The 15,332-nt window shown below is 64.3% G+C and carries 18 protein-coding genes; 11 read left to right on the forward strand and 7 right to left on the reverse strand.

The window, feature by feature from the left end; translation table 11 throughout:
• Window positions 1–43: 43 nt before the first annotated feature.
• Window positions 44–1,540 (forward strand): amidase, encoded by a 1,497-nt coding sequence (locus ACSQ89_RS32350; protein WP_436296838.1) that lies wholly within the window; start codon window positions 44–46, stop codon window positions 1,538–1,540.
• A 218-nt stretch (window positions 1,541–1,758) separates the two neighbouring features.
• Here the strand turns inward: ACSQ89_RS32350 and ACSQ89_RS32355 are convergent, their stop codons facing one another.
• Complete coding sequence (locus ACSQ89_RS32355; RefSeq protein WP_436296839.1) at window positions 1,759–2,280, reverse strand: universal stress protein; 522 nt, start codon at window positions 2,278–2,280, stop codon at window positions 1,759–1,761.
• A gap of 136 nt (window positions 2,281–2,416) precedes the next feature.
• Here ACSQ89_RS32355 and ACSQ89_RS32360 point away from each other — a divergent pair, with 136 nt between their 5' ends.
• Window positions 2,417–2,839, forward strand: coding sequence for a universal stress protein (locus tag ACSQ89_RS32360; protein ID WP_093110377.1), 423 nt, complete (start codon window positions 2,417–2,419; stop codon window positions 2,837–2,839).
• A gap of 1 nt (window position 2,840) precedes the next feature.
• Window positions 2,841–4,235 carry a trypsin-like peptidase domain-containing protein gene (locus ACSQ89_RS32365; protein WP_436294618.1) on the forward strand — a complete coding sequence of 465 codons (1,395 nt, stop codon included), beginning with the start codon at window positions 2,841–2,843 and terminating at the stop codon, window positions 4,233–4,235.
• Here the strand turns inward: ACSQ89_RS32365 and ACSQ89_RS32370 are convergent.
• Window positions 4,225–4,704, reverse strand: a complete 480-nt coding sequence (locus tag ACSQ89_RS32370) for an NUDIX domain-containing protein (protein WP_436297266.1) — start codon at window positions 4,702–4,704, stop codon at window positions 4,225–4,227. The genes ACSQ89_RS32365 and ACSQ89_RS32370 overlap by 11 nt on opposite strands.
• A 98-nt stretch (window positions 4,705–4,802) precedes the next feature.
• Between ACSQ89_RS32370 and ACSQ89_RS32375 the strand changes: the two genes are divergently transcribed.
• The gene (locus ACSQ89_RS32375) at window positions 4,803–5,387 is read left to right on the forward strand and encodes a hemerythrin domain-containing protein (protein WP_436294619.1); all 585 of its coding nucleotides are present in this window, start codon (window positions 4,803–4,805) and stop codon (window positions 5,385–5,387) included.
• Window positions 5,388–5,627: 240 nt separating this feature from the next.
• Here ACSQ89_RS32375 and ACSQ89_RS32380 read toward each other — a convergent pair whose 3' ends face one another.
• A complete protein-coding gene (locus ACSQ89_RS32380; protein WP_436296840.1) occupies window positions 5,628–6,404 on the reverse strand; it encodes a YoaK family protein in 777 nt (258 codons plus the stop codon).
• A 107-nt stretch (window positions 6,405–6,511) separates the two neighbouring features.
• Here ACSQ89_RS32380 and ACSQ89_RS32385 point away from each other — a divergent pair, with 107 nt between their 5' ends.
• From ACSQ89_RS32385 to ACSQ89_RS32410, 6 genes are all read left to right on the forward strand, one after another.
• A complete protein-coding gene (locus ACSQ89_RS32385; protein WP_436296809.1) occupies window positions 6,512–7,630 on the forward strand; it encodes an IS110 family transposase in 1,119 nt (372 codons plus the stop codon).
• A 469-nt stretch (window positions 7,631–8,099) separates the two neighbouring features.
• Window positions 8,100–8,531, forward strand: coding sequence for a hypothetical protein (locus tag ACSQ89_RS32390; RefSeq protein ID WP_436294621.1), 432 nt, complete (start codon window positions 8,100–8,102; stop codon window positions 8,529–8,531).
• A gap of 25 nt (window positions 8,532–8,556) precedes the next feature.
• The gene (locus ACSQ89_RS32395) at window positions 8,557–8,808 is read left to right on the forward strand and encodes a DUF2933 domain-containing protein (RefSeq protein WP_436296841.1); all 252 of its coding nucleotides are present in this window, start codon (window positions 8,557–8,559) and stop codon (window positions 8,806–8,808) included.
• Window positions 8,789–9,442, forward strand: a complete 654-nt coding sequence (locus tag ACSQ89_RS32400) for a methyltransferase family protein (RefSeq protein ID WP_436294623.1) — start codon at window positions 8,789–8,791, stop codon at window positions 9,440–9,442. Before ACSQ89_RS32395 ends, ACSQ89_RS32400 begins: the two co-directional genes overlap by 20 nt.
• Window positions 9,420–9,737 carry a hypothetical protein gene (locus ACSQ89_RS32405; protein ID WP_436294624.1) on the forward strand — a complete coding sequence of 106 codons (318 nt, stop codon included), beginning with the start codon at window positions 9,420–9,422 and terminating at the stop codon, window positions 9,735–9,737. The genes ACSQ89_RS32400 and ACSQ89_RS32405 overlap by 23 nt, the downstream gene beginning before the upstream one ends.
• A 194-nt stretch (window positions 9,738–9,931) precedes the next feature.
• Window positions 9,932–12,073 (forward strand): copper-transporting P-type ATPase, encoded by a 2,142-nt coding sequence (locus ACSQ89_RS32410; protein WP_436294683.1) that lies wholly within the window; start codon window positions 9,932–9,934, stop codon window positions 12,071–12,073.
• Window positions 12,074–12,131: 58 nt separating this feature from the next.
• Here ACSQ89_RS32410 and ACSQ89_RS32415 read toward each other — a convergent pair whose 3' ends face one another.
• From ACSQ89_RS32415 to ACSQ89_RS32430, 4 genes are read right to left on the reverse strand one after another with little or no spacing between them, the layout of a single operon-like run.
• Window positions 12,132–12,803 (reverse strand): DUF599 domain-containing protein, encoded by a 672-nt coding sequence (locus ACSQ89_RS32415; RefSeq protein WP_436294625.1) that lies wholly within the window; start codon window positions 12,801–12,803, stop codon window positions 12,132–12,134.
• Window positions 12,804–12,812: 9 nt separating this feature from the next.
• On the reverse strand, window positions 12,813–13,250 hold the full coding sequence (locus tag ACSQ89_RS32420) for a DUF6691 family protein (RefSeq protein ID WP_436294626.1): 438 nt from the start codon (window positions 13,248–13,250) through the stop codon (window positions 12,813–12,815).
• Between the two features lie 10 nt (window positions 13,251–13,260).
• A complete protein-coding gene (locus ACSQ89_RS32425; RefSeq protein ID WP_436294627.1) occupies window positions 13,261–13,695 on the reverse strand; it encodes a YeeE/YedE family protein in 435 nt (144 codons plus the stop codon).
• Window positions 13,695–14,015, reverse strand: coding sequence for a metalloregulator ArsR/SmtB family transcription factor (locus ACSQ89_RS32430; protein WP_436294628.1), 321 nt, complete (start codon window positions 14,013–14,015; stop codon window positions 13,695–13,697). Before ACSQ89_RS32430 ends, ACSQ89_RS32425 begins: the two co-directional genes overlap by 1 nt.
• Before the next feature lie 92 nt (window positions 14,016–14,107).
• Here ACSQ89_RS32430 and ACSQ89_RS32435 point away from each other — a divergent pair, with 92 nt between their 5' ends.
• Window positions 14,108–14,986, forward strand: a complete 879-nt coding sequence (locus ACSQ89_RS32435) for an MBL fold metallo-hydrolase (protein WP_436294629.1) — start codon at window positions 14,108–14,110, stop codon at window positions 14,984–14,986.
• Window positions 14,987–15,332 lie beyond the last annotated feature (346 nt).

A 15,332-nucleotide genomic window follows, 5' to 3' on the forward strand; every position in this document is an offset into this window, starting at 1 on the left:
TCGCTTTCCCTATCTTTGGTGCTCCACCTTCTGGAGAAACACCATGAACCTGAGCGAATACACGACCTATGACGCCGTCGGCCTGGGACAGCTCGTCGCTGCCGGCGAAATCCAGCCGGCAGAACTTGCTGCGCTCGCAAGGGCCGCGGCGGATGCCGTGAACCCCCGAATCAATGCCGTGGTCGAGCACTGGGCGCCTGAAGAATCGGATCTGGCTACGCCGGCGACCGGCAGCCCGCTCGCGGGCGTGCCGTTTCTGATCAAGGATCTCGCCATCCAGATGGCAGGCAGGAAGAACGAACTCGGCAGCCGGCTGGCCAAGGGTGTGGTCGCATCTGGCGACTCGAGTCTCATGCGCCATTTCAGGAAAGCCGGCCTGGTCACCATCGGGCGCACGACAACGCCCGAAATGGCCTTCAGCACGGAAACAGAGTCCGCATTGCAAGGGGCAACCGGCAACCCTTGGGACACCCGCCTCAGCGCGGGCGGCTCCAGTGGTGGCTCCGGCGCAGCCGTCGCGGCGGGCGTGGTACCGATGGCGCATGCAACGGATGCAGCAGGCTCGATCCGCGTGCCCGCTGCCTACAACGGCTTGTTCGGCCTCAAGCCCACGAGGGGCCGCACGTCCAACGGCCCGGCCCTCGATGAAGTGTTCGCGGGCCTCGGCGTGCAACTTGGCGTCAGTCGCACGGTTCGCGACAGCGCCGCCCTGATGGACGCGGTGCAGGGATACTCGGCCGGCGACCCCTACTACACCGCACCGCCCGCGGGCAGCTTCCTGTCAGAGGTGGGGCGCGACCCTGGCAGGCTGCGCATCGGGCTGATGGTCCACTCGTGGAACGGCGTGCCCACGTCGCAGCCTATTGCGCAGGCCACGCGCGACGCGGCGCGCCACCTCCAGTCGCTCGGCCATCATGTCGAAGAGGCCACGCCGGAACTTGGCGTGTCGTGGGAGGCCTTCGTCCATGCCAACGCGCAGATCTGGTGCGCCACGCTGGTGCGCTGGATCGACGGACTTGCCGCCGCAACCGGCCGCCCCATCGATGCGACGACTCTCGAGCCTTCCACGCTCGCGAACTATCGCTATGGCCGCAGCGCGAGCGCCGTCGACTTCGCCGCTGCGCTCGAAGTGCGCAATACCGTCGCGCGCGCCGTCGGTGAATGGTTCGCGAAGATGGACGTGTTGATGACGCCCACGCTCCCGCAGCTGCCGGGGCTGCTTGCGACCTACAGCGAGGGCGCCGATCGCATGAGCGGCCTGGAGTGGACGGCACGCGTCTTCCGGCATGCCTCCTTCACGCCGCCGGCCAACGTGGCGGGAACACCGGCGATGTCCGTGCCGCTGGCGGTGGCGCCGGGCGACGGCTTGCCCATCGGCATCCAGTTCGCCGCCGGCTTTGCGCGTGAAGACCTGCTGCTACGACTGGCCGGTCAGCTCGAGCAGTCGATGCCCTGGGCCGCCCGACGTCCGGCGCTTTGGGCAGGCCGGCCGCAGGCCGAAGGGTCTCTGGAGGTCAAGGCCAAGTCTTCGCGGAAATGAACCGAGGGGGCGCCTCAGTCCGTCGTGCGGACAACGATGCCGCGGCTGCAGGAGGCCCGGCGCATCATGGTGGCCGAAGTCCGTCCGCGGGTCAGCTTGGCGACGCGGTTGGCCTCTTCGAGTCCGCGATTCGATGTCGGGCTGCCATCGACGGGAACAGAATGCGCTGATACGCGACCCATCCTTCGTGTGTTGGTGAGGCGACGACGCGCATCCAATCACTCGAAGGCCAGCGCGCCGGTCGGCAAGCTGACACTCGTCGGCGCCTGGACCGGTTCGCCCTTCGATTCGCCCTCCGGCGCACGAACCAGCAGAACCGGCACCGAGGCATAGCGCAGGATGTGCTCCGCGCTGCTGCCCATGACGACGCGGCCGACCCCGCGGCGGCCGTGGGTGCCCAGGACGATCAAGTCTGCGGGCCACTTGGCGGCTTCGGCATTGACCACCTGGTGGACCGAGCCCGCAAAACTGTCGCACAACACCTTGTCGGCTTCGATGCCGGCGGCCTGGGCGGTGGCTGCGGCCTCATCGAGAAGGCGCCTGCCGTTCTCGCGCAGCACGTTCAGCCAGTCATCGGCGTATCCCGCGTAGGCGTCCATGGCGAGGGCGAAGGACAGTTCGTCGATCACATGGAGCAGCCGCAGCCTTCCTTGCGTGAGTTTGGCGACGCGGATGGCCTCGTCCAGGCCGTGCCGCGATGTCGGACTGCCGTCGATGGGAACAAGGATCTGCTGGTACATGACGCGCTCCTTCGGTGCAGGTTGAGACGGTCAGTATCGGAATGATGGCGCGCTGCATATTGATTTGGCGCAAAGGAAATCGATGAGCGCGCGACGAACATCAGGCCATCCGGGACTTTCGATTCGAAGGAACATCATGAAAATTCTTCTCGCAGTGGATGGCAGCGACTACACGAAGCGCATGCTCTCCTACCTGACAGCGCACAAGGACGGGCTGGGCGCGGCTCACACCTATACGGTTTTCTATGCGGTTCTCCCGGTACCACACCGGGCTGCTGCCTTCGCGGGGCCCGAACTCGTTCATGGCTACTACGAAGATGACGCGCGGCTGGTGCTTGAGCCGATTCGAGCGTTCCTTTCGGAGCACGGTATCGAGGCGGCCTTGGTTCACAAAGTGGGCCATCCGGCCGACGAGATCGCTGCGTACGCAGAAGCGGGAAAGTTCGATCTGCTGGTCATGGGATCGCACGGTGCCGGCGCGTTGAAGAATCTCGTGCTCGGCTCCGTCGCCACGAAGGTGTTGGCGCAATGCACGGTGCCGGTCTTGCTGGTGCGCTGAGATGCTGAGCAAGCCGTTCGCGCGCGGCGTCCTGGCGGCGACGCTCGGCGCACTGGCGTTACTGGGCACCACGCATGCATGGCCTCGCGACGGGCCCTGTCTTGACCCGTCCGACGCGCCGAGGCAGGGCGTCGACTTCGTGGCAGCGGTGGCACGCCAGGCACCGGCTGTGGTGAGCGTGCTGGCGATCGGGCAAGGCACAGAATGGGGCGACAACGATGACAACGGGATGCTGGCCCGATCCCGACCGGGATCGGAGCGCGCATCTGCGTCGGGCATTGTCGTCAGCGCCGACGGGTACGTGCTGACCAGCGCGCACGTGGTGCTCGGGGCCCAGGAGACAGCGGTCCTCGTCGGCGGGCAGCGTCGTTGGCCGGCCGATGTCGTCGGGCTCGACCGACGCACCGATGTAGCGCTCCTGAAGATCGCCGCGACAAACCTGCCGGTCGCTGCCATCGGCAGCAGCGCGCGCCTCTGCGCCGGAGAATGGGTGGCAGCGCTGGGGGCGCCATTCGGATTCGAGCAAAGCGTGACCGCCGGCTTGGTGAGCGCCAATCCGCGCTTCCTGCCCGGCGGCACCGGCGAGCCCCTGATCCAGACCGACGTCGCGCTCAATCCCGGCAATTCGGGGGGGCCTCTTTTTAACAAGCGCGGCGAAGTCGTCGCGATGAACTCGATGATCTATTCCGCGAGCGGCGGGTATCTAGGGGTGTCGTTCAGCCTGCCGATTGACACGGCCATGCGGGTCGCCGCCGAGCTCCGGTCGACGGGGCGCGTGACGCGCGGGCAGATTGGTGCCCGGACTCAGGCGCTCACCTCGGATCTTGCGCTCGCGTTCGGGCTCGACGCTGCGTTGGGGGCGCTGATCGTGCGTGTCGATGCCGGCGGACCGGCGGCGAATGCGGGCCTTCGCAGCGGTGACGTCGTGCTGGGCGTCGACACCAACACGGCGACGGCCTACCCGGAAATCCAGCAGCGCGTTGCGGCTGCCCGCCCCGGCGCTTCGATCACGCTGAATATCTGGCGTCGCAAGGCGCCGCTAACGGTGAAACTCACCGTTGCGCAAAGCGCACCCGATCTTCCGCAGCGCGTCGCCTCCCGGGACGGACGCGAGCCGCGACTGGGACTCGACCTGGTCGAGCGCACAGCCAAGCAGACGGGCGGGCTGCTCGAACCAGGACTCTATGTGAGATCCACTTCGGGATCCGCCCAGCGGGCAGGTCTTCGCTTCGGTGACGTGATCCTGGCTGTCAACGATGTCGGCGTCTCCAGGATCAGCGATCTGGACAGAGCGCTCGAATCGGTCCGGCAGGGCGAGACCGTGGCCCTGCTGATCCGGCGCGGTTCTATCACCACCTTCGTGCCGGTGACGCCGCCCGTCGGGCTCACGCGCTGAGCGCTTCGAGCCGGTCGATGAAAACGACCAGCCCCGGAAGGATGCTTTTGCGTGCTGCAGCCATCGTGAACCAGGCAGCCCGGTCTGCTTCCGCGAAGTTCTTGAAGTTGCCTGATCGCGGCGGCCATTCGAGCTCGAAGGTGTTGGATTCGAGCGCCTGCGGATCGCAATCGCCTTCGAAGGCCCAGGCCGATACGAGCTTGCCGCTGCGCTGGCGAGCCTCTCCCAGGCTCGCGTGGCGCGTGCCGGGCGCAAAGCCGGTCTCCTCGGTGAATTCCCGTTTGGCGGCGTCAAGGGCAGTCTCGACGCCACTGTCGTATTCGCCCTTCGGAAAGGACCATGCACCCTCGTTGCGCCGCGCCCAGAATGGCCCACCGGGATGCACCAGCAGCACCTCGAGCACGCCGTCATTGCGACGGTACATGAGCAGTCCAGCACTTCGCTTCGCCATCTGCGCGCATTGGACCATGCGCTGGGACCTTGCGCAGGTCGAAGCGACGTTCATTTGATCTGCAGCAAGGCCGCGTCCCGAACTCCATGGGACTCTAGAGCCTTCCAAGGATTTGTATGACTCACACCACCACCAGAATCATCCGCGACGAGCACTCCGCCCTGTCGGCCATGCTGCGTTCCGTCCTGCTGCTCTTGGCGCAGCATCGACGGCAAGGCACGCTGCCTGACTTCGGCGCGCTGCGGGCGATGCTGTTCTACGTCGACGAGTTTCCCGAGAAGCGGCACCACCGCAAGGAGTCGGAGTTGCTGTTTCCGAAGCTGCGTGCGCGGACACCGCTTTCGCGCGAACTGCTCGATCGCCTGGACGACGACCATGCGCGTGGCGAGCGAAGAATCCGCGAGGTCGAACACGCCTTGCTCGGCTTCGAGATGATCGGCGAGCCGCGCCGGCAGGCTTTCGAGGAGGCGGCAGAGCGCTATGTTGATTTCTATCTTGCTCACATGGCGATGGAAGAAAGGGAGATCCTGCCGTTGGCCGAACGGGTGCTCACCGAAGACGATTGGGCAGACCTCGACGAGGCATTCAGCACCAACCGCGATCCATTGACCGGATGCGAACCTGAAGCGGACTACCGCGCGCTCTTCACGCGCATTGTCAACGCAGTGCCTGCACCGATCGGGTTGGGCGCATCCAGTTGATGGCGTCCAACGGCCAATGCGCCCGGAGGACATCCGTCGCCGGGTGCGATGCGGCTGGACCGCCTCGGGCGGAGAGGGCATTTACATCGCGGACGTTGTGTCGGCGGTAGGCGATCGTGCCCCTGGTTGCCCTGACCCTCAGGTAGTATTGCCGGACGGGGTGCTGGTGCAGTAGGGAGTTGTAGGGAGTTCGATGCGTCCCAGGACGTCGCAGTCACCGGCGCTCGCGAGAGGAGGGCGTCAACCCCCCTTTCGCGATTGCCTGGCCGCGCGGCCCCAGCGGCGCGCAAGAGTCGTCAGATCGTCGGCCGCCGGAACCATTGCAAGCCCCAGCAGTACCAGGGCGAGAGGCACGGTCGAGACGTAGCCGACGTACTTGAAGCCGATAGCGCCAAGCACACCGCCGGCAAAGAAGAAAACAACGAGAAGCGTGAGAACGCGCAGGCGGTCCCGGTTGGCCATGACGCGCAGATGTGAAGGCGGGCCGGCGGCATTTCGATAGAACAACTTCCCAAACTCGATGCCGATGTCGGTCACGATGCCGGTGAGGTGGGTGGTTCGAATTTCGGCGTGCGACAGCTTGGTGATCACCGCGTTCTGCAGTCCCATGATGAAACAGAGAAGCATCACCGTCACTGGAACAAAAAGGCCTCGCATATCGGACAGTCGGGCGCCAAGGACGCCGAAGCAGATCAGCAAGGAGGCCTCCGTCAACAGCGGCAGCGCGTACTCGCTGTGCATTCGGCGGCGCCGTGCGTAGTTGACCAGGACCGCCGAGCTTGCAGCGCCTGCGAGGAACGACAACAGCCCGCCCGCGCCGCTGAGCACCACGTCGTATACGCGCAGGACAAGGTTGTCGGCCATCGAAGAGACGATGCCCGTCATGTGAGAGGTGTACTGCTGGACGGCCAGGAACCCACCGGCATTGATGGCCCCGGCCACGAACGCCAATGCGAATCCCAGGTGGCGATTCGCATTCGCGGTTCGTTTTCGACCTGTAAGGCGCCTAGACATCATGGTCGCCGTCCCATAGCAGGCGGCCGGTCTCCAACATCGTAGATTGCGTCCAAAGACGTAGAGCTACATGCTGTGACTTGCGTCGTCAGCAACAAAGGAGACCGACCATGGAAGAGCGTAGCAAGATTCACGTGGGTTTGGATGTCCACAAGGACAGCATCAGCGTGGCGGCGGCCGAGCCAGATCGAGCGCCCGGGCGCTTGATCGGCAAGGTCCCGCACGACGTGAACAAGCTGCTGAAGGTGCTGGCCAAGGTCGGCACCGCCGAGCAACTGCACATCGTGTACGAGGCCGGCCCGACGGGCTTCGGTTTGCAGCGAGCGCTAAAGGCCAAGGGCTACGTCTGCGAGATCATTGCCCCATCGCAGATTCCGCGGCGTCCAGGCGACCGAGTCAAGACCGACACACGCGACAGCGTTCAACTGGCCGAGTGCTCGCGCGCCGGCCAGTTGAGCGCCGTGTGGATCCCCGATCCAGACGATGAAGCGATCCGTGACCTGTCGCGGGCGCGCGAAGACGCGGTCCACAGTCGCGTCCAGGCCCGCCATCAGCTCAAGGGCTTCTTGCTGCGCCACGACGTGCGCTACAAGGGCAAGACCTCGTGGTGCGGTGCCTACTACCGCTGGCTGGGGACGCTGAACTTCGGCGCCGGCGCCGCCCAGACCGCGTTCACCGAATACTGGCAAGCCGTGACGGCGGCAGACGATCGCGTCGATCGGCTGACGAAGGCGCTGCAGGCCTCGATCGCTGGCTGGCGCTTCGAGCCGGTGGTCGGTGCGCTGCAGGCACTGCGGGGTGTCGCCGCGATCACGGCGATTGGCCTGGTGGCCGAGATCGGCGACCTCGGGCGCTTTGCACATCCGCGCAAGCTCATGGGCTATCTCGGGCTGGTTCCATCTGAGCATTCCAGCGGCGAGCGCACGAGCCGCGGCAGCATCACCAAGACGGGTAACGCGCATGCACGCCGGCTACTGACCGAGGCCGCCTGGAACTATCGCTTCAAGGCGCGCATCTGCAGACAGGCGCAGATTCGACAACAAGATTTGTCCGAACCGATACGAAGGATGGCCTGGACGGCGCAGCTGCGGCTGACCCAGCGGTTTGCCGCTTTGAATGCGCGTGGCTTGCAAGCCAACAAGGCCTGCGTCGCGGTCGCCAGAGAGCTGGCCGGCTTCGTCTGGGCCATCGGCATGCAGGCGCAGCGCGAGAAAGTCGAGGCAACCTGAAGAAACGCAGAAACCCGGATCGATCTGGCGATGCGATACGAGCCACGATAGGGCAACCCTCGGCACTCCTATAAGGGCACCGCAAGGCAGATCCCCGACGCTAGAGCGAGGCAGGCCCGCGACGAATCGATGAAGTGCTGGTAACCAATCCGCGGATATGAGTCTGATTCATCGTCGCTGCAACTCTCGTGTCGCATCACCCGATCGATCCCAACACACACCTACACCCCATAACCATGCAGTAGCGCTATTGACAGTGGCGACCATATGAGCGTAGTTGATGGGCATTTCGATGGAGAAATCCAGATGTTACGCGTCCGGCAATAGATCCTGGTGGTAGCGAATGGAAGCTCCGCACAGATGTTGTATCAGGCCGCGCGATTGATATTCGTCAAGGAAGCAAGCAACTTCAGCGAGCATGCTCTTGGCGATTGCCACCAATTTTGCATTCGCATCGAAAGGAACTGAAATGAAGAAGATGGTCCTGATCACCGCAGCGCTGATGTCGCTTGCCGGTTGTTCATCGTTCCCAGGGGCGGGAGCCAAAAAGGCGGATGAACACGCCGCGCATCACCCCGCGAACACCGCAGCGAAGGCCGACACCGCCAAGGTCGACGAGCAAATGAAGCTGATGCAGGACATGCATCAGAAGATGAAGGCCGCCAAGACGCCGGCAGAGCGTGCGGCGCTGATGAAGGAGCACATGAGTGCGATGCAGGGCGGCATGACCATGATGAGCCAGATGAGGAGCGGCATGCCGAGGCAAGACGGTGGCAAGTCCTCGATGCCGGTGGAGCCGCCCATGCAGAAAGACATGATGGAGCGCCGCATGGACATGATGGAAATGATGATGCAGATGATGATGGACCGGGAAGCGGCGAAGCCTCCGGCAGCCAGGTAGCGTCCTCGGTCATGGAGGCATTGAGATGGATACGCGAAACAACGAATCGCCGACATTCTGGCGCTCGCCCGGCGGCGTCGCCCTGCTTGTCGTCGCGCTCGTCGGCGGCTTCTTCCTGTACACCGAGCACCGGGCGCATTTGCTCGGAGTGCTCCCATTGATTCTCGTGCTTGCCTGTCCGTTGATGCATGTCTTCATGCATCACGGGCACCGCCATGGCGGGCATTCTCGAGGCCACAACCCACGGGAGCCGGACAATGAACAGCGCCAACAATGACTACGGCCTCTGGGGCCTGGTATTGCTGAACTCCTTCATCTTCGTGGGGTTCGCCTACAGCTTCTTCAAGCCGACCACGCTTCGGGACTGGAGGAGCTTCGGTGCGTACTCGGCCTTCATCGTGGCGCTCTTTGCGGAGATGTACGGCTTCCCGCTGACGATTTTCCTGTTGTCCGGCTGGCTCGGCGCCAAGTTCCCCAATGTCAACCTGTTCGGGCACGAGGCAGGACACCTGTGGTGGCTGTTCACTGGCCAGCACGGCAATCCGCACAGCGGCGTGTTGCATATCCTGAGCTTCGTTGCCATCTTCGCCGGCTTCGCGCTCTTGTCCAAGGCGTGGCAGGTGTTGTATTACGCGCAGCGGCGACACGAACTCGCGACAGCCGGCCCATATTGCTTCATCCGGCATCCGCAGTACGTTGCGTTCGTTCTCATCATGTTCGGCTTTCTGCTTCAGTGGCCGACGGTGCTGACGCTCGCTATGTTCCCGGTCCTGGTCGTGATGTACGTTCGGCTGGCGATGTCCGAAGAGCGCGATTCGGAGCGCGAGTTCGGAGACCCATGGCGGGCATACGCAGCGGTGACACCGCGCTTTCTTCCCTCATGGGGGCGTGCTCGCCATCGGCATGCCTAGCGTTTTGGCTCGCATCAAGAGCGCCGAGCTGCTGTCTGGCATCGGCGCCATCGTGCTCGGACTGGGTCTGGGGTTGCTCGCGCCGATGCCAATGCAGCGATTCGCGCTGCCCTTGTTCGGCGCCGGCGTGCTGCTGCATGGCGCGGGTATGACGCTCAAGCATCGGCTGGAGATGGAGATCGGCGAGCGCGAACCGCAGTGGTGGGAGCTTGCCGTGTTCTGGGCATGCTGGGCCGGCTTGCTGGCAACTCTCGGATCGGTGGCTTACCTGATCATTGCCCCGTCTTCGGGCTGAAGCAAGCACCGAGGGGCGGCTTGACCTTCCCGCCGTGGGAAGGCACAGACTGCATCAATTTTGCGGGAAAGAACATGCCATCGACCTCCGACACCTCGGCCGACCTTCACGCGCACCACGCGCACCACCACGCGACGCATCAGGGCCATCGCGACCACGGGGTGCAGCCAGGCCGAGCGTCTTCTCCGTCGACGATGACGCCAAAGGCGAATGCCAAGGACGTCGAGTACACGTGTCCCATGCATCCGCAGGTGCGCCAGATGGGGCCGGGGAACTGTCCCATCTGCGGCATGGCGCTCGAGCCGGTGATGGCCACGTCCCAGACGGGCGATAGCCCCGAGTTGAGGGACATGACGCGTCGCTTCTGGGGTGGCCTGGTGCTCACCCTTCCGGTGTTTGTGCTGGAGATGGGCGCGCACTTGGTCGATATCCATCACTTGATCGGACAGCAGGCCTCGAACTGGGCGCAGCTTGTGTTCGGAACGCCCGTGGTGCTATGGGCCGGTTGGCCGTTCTTCGTGCGAGCGTGGCTCTCTGTTAAGAACCGGAGTCTGAACATGTTCACCCTGATCGCGCTCGGGACCGGCGTGGCCTGGGTCTACAGCATCGCTGGCACGCTCGCGCCCCAACTGTTTCCTTCGCAGTTCCGCCTGCCAGATGGTGCGGTGGCCATCTACTTTGAGGCCGCGGCGGTGATTACGGTGCTGGTGTTGCTGGGGCAGGTCCTGGAGCTGCGCGCTCGCGAGAAGACCTCGGGCGCCATTCGCGCCCTGCTCGAACTCACACCCAAGACGGCCATTCGGGTGAAGCCGGATGGGTCCGACGAGACGGTTCAGCTCGACATCGTCCAGGTCGGTGAGCTGCTGCGCGTTCGCCCGGGCGAGAAGGTGCCGGTCGACGGCGAGTTGACGCAGGGCCGGGGCACGGTCGACGAGTCGATGATCACCGGAGAGCCGATGCCGGTCGCAAAAGCGCCTGGCTCCAAGGTCACCGCGGGAACGCTCAACCAGACCGGCGGCTTCGTCATGCGCGCGCAGAAGGTGGGCGCCGATACGTTGCTCTCGCAGATCGTCCATATGGTGGCTGCCGCGCAAAGAAGCCGCGCGCCGATTCAGCGCATGGCCGACCAGGTGGCAGGGGCGTTCGTGCCGGCAGTGATGGCGGTCGCTGTACTGACGTTTGTCGCCTGGCTCGTCTGGGGTCCTAGCCCCGCCTTCTCCTACGCGCTCATCGCGGCGGTTGCGGTACTCATCATTGCCTGTCCGTGTGCGCTGGGGCTGGCGACGCCAATGTCCATCATGGTGGGCGTGGGCCGCGGCGCGCAACAGGGCGTGCTTATCCGCGATGCCGAGGCGCTGGAGCGCATGGAGAAGGTCGACACGCTGGTGGTCGACAAGACCGGTACCCTGACCGAAGGTAGTCCGAAGGTAGTCCACGTCGCGCCGGCTGCCGGGTTCGATGCGGCTGCGGTGATGCAGAAGCTCGCCAGCGTCGAGCGTGCGAGCGAGCATCCGCTGGCCGCTGCCATCGTGGCCGAAGCTCGGGACCGCAAGCTGACGCTGTCGTCCGTCAGCGACTTCGACTCGCCCGTCGGCAAGGGTGTGGTCGGTGTCGCGGACGGTTCACGCGTGGTTTGCGGCAGTGCCAAGTTCCTCGCGGAGCAGGGCATCGATGTGGCCCCGCTGGCCGCGCAGGCAGAGTCCCAGCGTTCGAGGTCGGCGACGGTCATCTTCGTGGGACTCGATGATCGTCTTGCCGGTTTCGTCGCCATCGCCGACCCCATCAAGGCCACAACCCCTCAGGCTCTCAAGTCCCTGCGCGATGCCGGCGTCCGTATCGTCATGCTGACCGGCGATGGCAAGACGACGGCGGAGGCTGTGGGGCGGGAGCTGGGTATCGACGAGGTCATCTCGGAAGTGTTCCCCGAGGACAAGGCATCCGTTGTCCAGCGGCTGAAGGCGCAGGGCAGGGTGGTCGCGATGGCGGGGGACGGGGTCAACGACGCACCCGCCCTGGCCGCAGCGGACGTAGGCATCGCGATGGGGACCGGCACCGACGTGGCAATGGAGAGTGCCGGCGTCACGCTGCTGAGAGGCGACTTGATGGGCATCGTTCGTGCTCGCCTGCTTTCGAAGGCGACGATGAGAAACATCCGCCAAAACCTCTTCTTGTCATTCGCCTACAACGTTGCCGGCATCCCGATCGCCGCCGGTGTTCTGTATCCGTTCTTCGGTCTTCTGTTGTCGCCGGTCGTGGCGGCGGCGGCGATGGCACTGTCGTCGGTCAGCGTCATCGCCAACTCGCTGAGACTGCGAGCCGGAAAGAGCGACCGATGACGAAGAGAGCGAACTGGGGCGACCTTGCTCATGAACGGCTGGCCGCGCCAGTTGCAGCCTAGCCATCAAGCCGAGGGGTGCTCAGGCCGTCCTTGCTGCTGCCAGAACGGTCGAAGCTGATCAGCACCGCAACAACACAGAGCGCTGCAAAAGGACCTGCCGCCGGGTGAACGATGGAGGCAAGGATAGGGGCAATGAGGACGAGATGCCTGAGCCCCCAGCTATAGAGGATTCCAGCTTGCCGTACATAGGCCTTGCCGGCATCGCTCCAGCGACGGCGTGCCTCGGAGTCGACAGGCATCGCGCTGATAAATCCCGCATGGTTGTAGTAGCGCACCGCCATCGCCGACGACACGAGCGAGGCGAAGAGCAGTGTCATGAGCACCAGTTCCAACGCCAGACGCGCTGTGAAACCTGGTGAATCGGGTCCCTTGCCGATCATCGAAAGAAGCGATGGCGCGGCCAGAGTAGCAGCTCCCATCAATGCCAGCGCGGCTGTCGAGGCGGTCATCGTAGCCGCCATCAACGAGTTGCGCAGCGTCTGCACCGCCAGGATCTCCGAGCCCTTCTGCGCCGAGACTGCTGCAAACCATTCCTGGCGTAGCGCCGCATGCGCTGTACGGGACAGGCGCTCGGGCCTTCGACGGTGCCCGATGGCAAGGGCGACCTCGTAGAACACGAGAATGGCCACCGTGGCCAGCGCTGCAAGACAAGCCGCATTGCTCGTCATCGGTCGACCTCACGCAGCGCGCGGCGCCGGCGCGCGCCCGCGACGCTCCAAAAGCTCGAACACACCCATGCCCGCCAGCATCGCTGCCACGAACACGAGCGCCTTGATTTCGCCCATCCCGAGCGACACGAGACCCGGGCCGGGGCAGAACCCCGCGACCCCCCAGCCGATGCCGAACAGAACACTTCCTCCGACCAGGCGGCGGTCGATATGGCGTGATGTAGGCAGACGCATCTCTGCGCCGATGAGCGACACCATGCGCCGCTTGGCCACGAAGAAGGCGACCATGCCCACGGCGATGGCGCCCGCCATCACGAAGCCCAGGGAGGGGTCCCATGCGCCTGCGAGGTCCAGGAAGCCCAGCACCTTGGCCGGATTGGCCATGCCGGACACGATGAGGCCGAGTCCGAAGACCAGTCCTGCGAGCAGCGAAGTGAAAACAGTCATGACGATCTCCTCAGACACCGAGCAGGTGACGCGTCACGAACACCGTGACAAAGCCGGCGCCCATGAAGGCGGCCGTGGCCACGAGCGAGCGTGGCGATAGGCGAGACAGGCCGCAGACACCGTGGCCGCTGGTACAACCGGAGCCATAGCGCGTGCCGAGGCCCACGAGCAGCCCCGCCAGGATCAGCGCGCCGTACCCTGCGTCAATCTGTGGCTTAGGCAAAGCCGCAAACAGCAGGTAGACCAACGGTGCTCCGACCAGCCCCAGGACAAAGGCGGCACGCCAGGCGATGTCGCCCTTGGCAGGTCTGAGCAGACCCCCGAGCACCCCGCTGATGCCCGCGACGCGCCCGTTGAGCAGCGCGAACATCGCCGCGGCGATGCCGATAAGCGCGCCCCCGGCCAGCGCGGCGAGCGGCGTGAAGTGGTTCCAGTCGATGGACATCATTTTTCCTTCGGACAGTAAAGACGATAGAGAACCGCGAGGATCTCCAGCATCGCCGGGTCGGCCACGCTGTAGAAGATGCTCTTGCCCTCGCGGCGCGTTTGAACCACACCTTCGCCGCGCAGCACGCCGAGCTGCTGTGACAAGGTCGGCTGGTGAATGCCCAGTTCCTGTTCCAGGGCGCTCACACACATCTCGCCTTGCGAGAGCTGGCACAGCAGGAGCAAGCGGTCTTCATTGGCAAGCACCTTGAGAGCGGCGACCGCCTTTGCAGCGGCACCACGCAGGGCTTCGGGATCGATGACGAGGGAAGTGCGCATCACGGGCAGAGTGGATTGGTTTCGGTTGACATATTATATTATGCGATATAATATATGTCAATCGATTGATTGGCGCATTAACGGAGCACCCGATGACGACCCGCACGACGACCCAAGGCTTCTTCGATCCCAACACGTGGACGGTCTCCTATGTCGTTTGGGACCACGCGACCAGGCGTGCCGCGCTCATTGACGCGGTGCTGGACTATGACTTCAAATCTGGGCACACGAGCACCGCCGCGGCCGATCGGCTTCTTGCCTATGTCCGAGACAAGGGGCTTCAGGTCGAATGGACTCTGGAGACTCATGCGCATGCGGACCATTTGTCTGGTGCGCGATACCTGCAGGATCAGGTAGGTGGACGCATCGCCATCGGCGAGAACATCCGCACCGTGCAGGCAACGTTCAAGAAGCTCTTCAACCTCGAACGCAGCTTTCTGCCGGATGGCAGTCAGTTCGACCACCTATTCAAAGACGGCGAATCGTTCAAGATTGGTGAGGTCGAGGCCACAGCGCTACTGGTACCTGGCCATACGCCGGCCGACATGGCCTACCTGGTGGACGGCTCGGTGTTCGTCGGCGACACCTTGTTCATGCCGGATGTCGGTAGTGCGCGCGCTGACTTTCCCGGTGGGGATGCGCACCAGCTCTACGCGTCGATGCGGCGCCTGTTGGACCTACCGCTTGAGACGAGGATGTATGTCTGTCACGACTATCCACCGGCGTCGCGTCAGCCGCATTGGCAGACCACTGTCGCTGAGCAGCGCGCCCACAACATCCATGCGCGCGATGGCATCAGCGAGGAGGAGTTCGTGTCGATGCGCCTGGCCCGTGACGCGACGCTTGATGTGCCAACGCTCATCCTTCCGTCCATCCAGGTCAACGTGCGCGCTGGCCAATTGCCGCCTGCGGAGGACAACGGAGTTGCCTATCTGCGCATCCCGTTGAACGCCTTACCCGTCCATCACTAATCTCGGGCGCGATACGTGCGAAAGCGAACGGGTGCTCCATGCGAAGCAGCGTTGGCCGCGCCTGCGCCCACATGTCGATCGGCGCCCAGGACGGACTCGCGCGGCGTTTCGCATCAAGGTCTTAGGGGGAAGATTCACCAGGCTACTTTGAACCTGCTGCGCAACACAGTTTGATTCTTCCGGTGGTTTTTTCACCCATCTTTGAGTTTTCGGGCGGCGCGAGCGGGGCCACCGCCGCCGGGCGGCCGTCACGTGTACCGCCGGTTTGGATCCTCGAAGCGGTCCTCCGTGCGACCCTGGCCGTCCCTCTCGCAGAGCAGCCGCGTCACGCATCGCCGGCGCTTCC

The organism is Variovorax sp. LjRoot175, from assembly GCF_964253805.1.
GTDB lineage: Bacteria > Pseudomonadota > Gammaproteobacteria > Burkholderiales > Burkholderiaceae_C > Variovorax.

Excerpts from the sequence above, each read along its gene's own strand:
- ACSQ89_RS32350 (WP_436296838.1), top strand. The coding sequence starts at position 44 with ATGAACCTGAGCGAATACACGACCTATGACGCCGTCGGCCTGGGACAG.
- ACSQ89_RS32355 (WP_436296839.1), bottom strand. The coding sequence starts at position 2,280 with ATGTACCAGCAGATCCTTGTTCCCATCGACGGCAGTCCGACATCGCGG.
- ACSQ89_RS32360 (WP_093110377.1), top strand. The coding sequence starts at position 2,417 with ATGAAAATTCTTCTCGCAGTGGATGGCAGCGACTACACGAAGCGCATG.
- ACSQ89_RS32365 (WP_436294618.1), top strand. The coding sequence starts at position 2,841 with ATGCTGAGCAAGCCGTTCGCGCGCGGCGTCCTGGCGGCGACGCTCGGC.
- ACSQ89_RS32370 (WP_436297266.1), bottom strand. The coding sequence starts at position 4,704 with ATGGTCCAATGCGCGCAGATGGCGAAGCGAAGTGCTGGACTGCTCATG.
- ACSQ89_RS32375 (WP_436294619.1), top strand. The coding sequence starts at position 4,803 with ATGACTCACACCACCACCAGAATCATCCGCGACGAGCACTCCGCCCTG.
- ACSQ89_RS32380 (WP_436296840.1), bottom strand. The coding sequence starts at position 6,404 with ATGATGTCTAGGCGCCTTACAGGTCGAAAACGAACCGCGAATGCGAAT.
- ACSQ89_RS32385 (WP_436296809.1), top strand. The coding sequence starts at position 6,512 with ATGGAAGAGCGTAGCAAGATTCACGTGGGTTTGGATGTCCACAAGGAC.
- ACSQ89_RS32390 (WP_436294621.1), top strand. The coding sequence starts at position 8,100 with ATGAAGAAGATGGTCCTGATCACCGCAGCGCTGATGTCGCTTGCCGGT.
- ACSQ89_RS32395 (WP_436296841.1), top strand. The coding sequence starts at position 8,557 with ATGGATACGCGAAACAACGAATCGCCGACATTCTGGCGCTCGCCCGGC.
- ACSQ89_RS32400 (WP_436294623.1), top strand. The coding sequence starts at position 8,789 with ATGAACAGCGCCAACAATGACTACGGCCTCTGGGGCCTGGTATTGCTG.
- ACSQ89_RS32410 (WP_436294683.1), top strand. The coding sequence starts at position 9,932 with ATGACGCCAAAGGCGAATGCCAAGGACGTCGAGTACACGTGTCCCATG.
- ACSQ89_RS32415 (WP_436294625.1), bottom strand. The coding sequence starts at position 12,803 with ATGACGAGCAATGCGGCTTGTCTTGCAGCGCTGGCCACGGTGGCCATT.
- ACSQ89_RS32420 (WP_436294626.1), bottom strand. The coding sequence starts at position 13,250 with ATGACTGTTTTCACTTCGCTGCTCGCAGGACTGGTCTTCGGACTCGGC.
- ACSQ89_RS32425 (WP_436294627.1), bottom strand. The coding sequence starts at position 13,695 with ATGTCCATCGACTGGAACCACTTCACGCCGCTCGCCGCGCTGGCCGGG.
- ACSQ89_RS32430 (WP_436294628.1), bottom strand. The coding sequence starts at position 14,015 with ATGCGCACTTCCCTCGTCATCGATCCCGAAGCCCTGCGTGGTGCCGCT.
- ACSQ89_RS32435 (WP_436294629.1), top strand. The coding sequence starts at position 14,108 with ATGACGACCCGCACGACGACCCAAGGCTTCTTCGATCCCAACACGTGG.